Annotated in this window: 1 protein-coding gene; it reads left to right on the top strand. The window is 41.3% G+C overall.

Going from position 1 to position 5,212, the window contains the following annotated elements:
* On the top strand, positions 1-5,212 hold a 5,212-nt coding region (locus BM358_RS26125; RefSeq protein WP_143109575.1), incomplete at both ends, for a non-ribosomal peptide synthetase.

Below are 5,212 nucleotides of genomic sequence, written 5' to 3'. Positions count from 1 at the left end.
CTGGGCAGGATCGACCATCAGGTAAAGATAAGAGGCTACAGGATAGAACTGGGTGAAATAGAGAACCGGTTATTAAAGCATGAAGCAATAAAAGAAGCGGTGGTATTGGACAAAGAAGGAGCTGACGGAAATAAGTATCTTTGTGGATACGTCGTACCGGATCAAGAAATAACCGTACAGGGGATGAGGGAACACTTGTCAAAAGAGCTCCCGGACTACATGATCCCTTCCTACTTTGTGCGGATGGAAAAGCTGCCATTGACCCCTAATGGAAAAATAGACAGGAAAGCATTGCCTGTGCTCGATAGCAATGTTAATACCGGCGTAGAATACGTAGTACCTTCGGGAGAAATAGAGGAGAAACTTGCGCTGTTGTGGCGGGATATCCTTGGAATAGAGAAGGTAGGAAGAAATGATAACTTTTTTATGCTTGGGGGACACTCGTTAAAGGCAACAAGCCTTGTAGCAAGAATTCACAAAGAGTTCAATATAGACATACCTCTTAAGGAAATATTCAAGACACCAACCATCTTAGAAATTGCCAGATATATTAAAGACTCAAAGGAGAGCCTATATCAGTCAATCCAACCGGCAGGAGAAATGGAATACTACCCTATGTCATCTGCACAAAGAAGGCTGTATATACTAAACCAGCTTGAAGGGGCAGGGACAGCATACAACATGCCTGGTATTATGCTGCTGGAAGGAAGCATTGATACAGCGCGTTTCCAGGAAGTCTTCAGGCAGTTGGTAAAAAGGCATGAGACTCTTAGAACATCGTTCCACATGATCGATGGTAACCCGGTCCAGAAGGTTCATGACCATGTGGAATTCAGCGTGATGTACTTTGAAACTAACGAAGAAAAAGCCGCAGAGTATGCTGGGGAATTTGCCAGACCTTTTGATCTTGGCAAGGCTCCTCTGCTAAGGGTAGAGCTTGTAAAAACGGGAGAAGACAGGCATCTTATGATGTTTGATATGCATCACATTATATCCGATGGTGTCTCCATGGACATACTGATTCGTGAGTTTATGGATCTTTATGAAGGAAACAACCCTCCAGCACTTCGGATACAGTACAAGGACTACGCTGTATGGCAGAATAAACTGTTTGATGAGGGCGGAATTAGCAGCCAGGAGGAATACTGGCTCCAAGCATTCCAGGGAGAAATACCTGTACTGAATATGCCGCTAGACTATCCAAGGCCTGTAATACAAAGCTTTGAAGGGGATTTTTTTAGCTTTGAAGCAGGCAGTGAGCTTACGAATAAATTAAACAAGCTTGCAAGGGATAATGGGGCTACGCTTTACATGACACTGCTCGCGGCATACAACATATTGCTGTCTAAGCACACCGGACAGGAAGACATAATCGTTGGAAGCCCTATAGCCGGAAGGCCACATTCAGACCTGCAGGATATCCTTGGTATGTTTGTAAATACCTTGGCTATGAGAAATTACCCCAAGGGAGATAGTACCTTTGTAGAATTCTTGAATGAAGTAAGAGAAAACGCTCTAAGGGCTTATGACAATCAGGATTACCAATTTGAAGAACTGGTTGAGAAGCTTAACTTGAAGAGGGACATGAGCAGAAACCCACTGTTTGATACTATGTTTACCATGCAAAATGCCTCTAAGGTAGAATTTGCAGTACCTGGTATAAGCTTCAGACCTTTTAATAACGGGCTAGAGTATAGAATATCAAAATTTGACCTATCCATTGATGCAATAGAGCGTGAAGATGGTATGGCTTTTAGCTTTGAATATTGTACTCGGCTTTTCAAAAAAGAGACTATAAAAAGGTTGGCGGCTCATTACCTTAACGTGTTGGAAGAGATAACCGCAAATCCGTTTAAAAGGTTGTCGGAAATAAATATGTTGTCCCAGGAGGAAAAACAGCAAATAATCTATGGCTTCAATGATACAAAAGTAGAATATCCTAAGGATAAGACCATACAAGAGCTATTTGAAGAACAAGTGGAAAAGACGCCTGATAACATAGCAGTAGTATTTGAAGATAAATACTTGACTTACGGAGAACTTAATGAAAAGGCCAATCAACTGGCTTGGATCTTAAGGGACAAGGGATTAAAACCTGACAGTGTAGTAGCTATAATGGTAGACCGGTCCATAGAAATGATAATAGGTGTAATTGCTGTATTTAAAGCAGGAGGCGCGTATTTACCCATAGACACCGAATATCCTGAAGAACGAATCAGATATATGATCGATGACAGCTTGGCTGGAATTATTCTTACGCAAGAACATCATAAAGAAAAAATTAAATTTGATCTTGATATTATAAGCTTTGATGACTGTGTGAATTACAACGGGAGAACAGAAAATCTTCCTGTCATTAATAAATCTTGTAATTTAGCATATGTCATTTATACATCAGGAACCACAGGAAAGCCAAAGGGGATCATGATAGAGCATAGAAGTCTTGTCAACATATCTTACGCATGGAAAAAGGAATATAGGCTTGCGGATATGGATGTAAAGCTGTTGCAAATCGCAAGTTTTTCTTTTGATGTATTTGTGGGAGATGTTTCGAGAACGCTGCTCAACGGAGGCCAAATGGTTATTTGTTCATCCGAGGAGAGATACGATCCTGCACGATTATATTCACTTATTAAAACCCATAAAATAACCATCTTTGAATCCACACCGGCACTGATTATTCCTCTTATGGATTATATCCATGATAATGCTTTGATTATTGATAGCCTCAAGTTGCTTATACTTGGATCAGATACTCTCTCTGTGGAAGATTATGAAAGATTACAATCCTGGTATGGAGAGAAACTGCGGGTTGTTAATAGCTATGGGGTTACTGAGTCCACCATAGATTCCAGTTATTACGAAAAGAGACTGGGAAGCTATTTGGAATCCGGGAGTGTACCTATCGGAAAGCCAATGCAAAATATAAAATACTACGTTGTTGACAAACACTTGAGACCTCAGCCTACAGGGGTTTTGGGTGAGTTGTGCATAGGGGGAGAAGGGCTTGCAAGGGGATATCTAAACCGGCCCGAACTGACAGCTGAAAAATTTGTACCTAACCCGTTTATATCAGGGGAAAGGATGTATCGTACAGGGGATCTGGCCAGATGGCTGTCTGATGGGAATATGGAATTTTTAGGAAGAGTAGATCATCAGGTAAAGATAAGGGGATTTAGAATAGAGCTGGGGGAAATAGAAGCACAACTGCTAAAGCACGTTTCAATAAAGGAAGCAGTGGTTATTGCAAGGGAAGATCAGAAGGGAAACAAGTATCTGTGTGCCTATGTGGCAGGGGAAAATGAATTAACAATAGCAGAACTAAGGGGACATCTCTTAAAGGACCTTCCAGACTATATGATACCATCCTATTTTATGCAGTTAAAAAAGCTGCCGCTGACTCCCAATGGCAAAATAGATAGGAAGGCATTGCCCGAACCTGACGGCAATATCGATGCTGGAATAGAGTATGTCGCACCCTTGGGTGAAGTGGAGGAGAAACTTGCGGGGTTGTGGCAGGATATCCTTAGTATAGAGAAAGTGGGAAGAAACGACAATTTCTTTGAGCTGGGGGGACATTCCTTAAGGGCAGCAAATCTTATTGCCAGGATTCACAAAGAGTTCAATGTAAACATACCGCTTAAAGAAATATTTAAGAGCCCAAATATGTCTGAAGTTGCCGAGTGCATCAAGATTGCAAAGGAGAGTGTATTTCATTCTATTGGGCCGGCTGGGGAGATGGAGTACTATCCAATTTCATCCGCCCAGAAAAGGCTGTATATTCTAAACCAGCTTGACGCAGTTGGGATGGCATACAACATGCCTGGTATTATGCTAATTGAAGGCAAACTCGATAAACTGCGCTTTGAACAGGCTTTTAGGGAGCTTGTTGACAGACATGAGTCTTTCCGTACCTCATTCCATATGATAGATGGTAAACCGGTACAAAAGGTCCATAGCAATGTGGATTTTAGTGTTATGTATATGGAAACCGATGAGGAAAGAGCTGCGAAAATAGCCAGTGAATTTATTAGGACCTTTGACCTTGATGAGGCTCCTTTACTTAGGGTTGGGCTTATAAAAGTTGGAGAAGACAGATATATTATGATGTCTGATAAGCACCATATTATATCTGACGGGGTGTCTGACGACATACTGGTAAGAGAATTTATGAGCCTGTATGAAGGTAAGGAACTTCCGGAACTTAAGATTCAGTACAAGGATTTTTCCGTATGGCAGAACAGGCTGTTTGCTGATGGGACAATTAGTAAGCAGGAAGAATACTGGCTCCAAGTATTCAAAGGAGAAATTCCTTTGCTTAATATGCCGCTAGACTACCCTAGGCCAGCTATACAGAGTTTTGAGGGAGATGTGATCAGTTTCAAAGCAGGCAAGGAGCTTGCTGTTAAACTGAACAAACTTGCAGTGAATAATGGTGCCACGCTCTACATGGTACTTTTAGCTTCATACAATGTCCTTTTATCCAAGTACACCGGACAGGAAGATATTATAGTTGGAAGTCCCGTTGCAGGAAGGCCGCATACTGATCTTCAGGACGTTATTGGTATGTTTGTAAACACGCTAGCCATGAGGAATCACCCTCAAGGTGGAAAGACTTTTGTGGACTTCCTTAATGAAGTAAGAGAAAACTCCTTAAGGGCTTACGAAAACCAAGATTACCAATTTGAAGAACTGGTAGATAAGCTTAACCTGGAAAGGGATCTGGGCAGAAATCCACTTTTCGATACTATGTTTGTACTGCAAAATATCGAGGCATCAGAAGTGAAGATGGATGGGCTAAGGTTTATGCCCTATGACAGTGAAGTAAGAATATCCAAGTTTGACTTGACTTTAAACGCTGAGGAAACAGAGGACGGTATTGCATTTGAATTGGAGTATGCTACCAGGTTGTTTAAGAAAGAGTCAGTTATAAGGCTTATTGCCCATTACCTTAATGTATTGGAAGAGGCAGCAGCCTTTCCTGAAAAAAGGCTATTAGAAATTGATATGCTGTCACAAGACGAAAAACATCAAATATTATATGAATTTAATAATACAAAAGCAGGATACCCTCGGGAAAAGACCATCCATCAGATTTTTGAGGAACAGGTGGAACGGACACCCAATAATATTGCTGTAGTGTTTGAAGATAAACAGCTGACTTATAGGGAGCTAAACGAAAAGGCAAACCAACTGGCCAGAAAATTAAGAG

Origin of the sequence: Paenibacillus sp. cl130 (genome assembly GCF_900116035.1) — a bacterium.
In the GTDB taxonomy this organism is placed as follows: domain Bacteria; phylum Bacillota; class Bacilli; order Paenibacillales; family Paenibacillaceae; genus Paenibacillus; species Paenibacillus polymyxa_B.
Note: the sequence above shows the minus strand (reverse complement) of the source record. Positions and strands in the feature narration are given on the sequence as shown.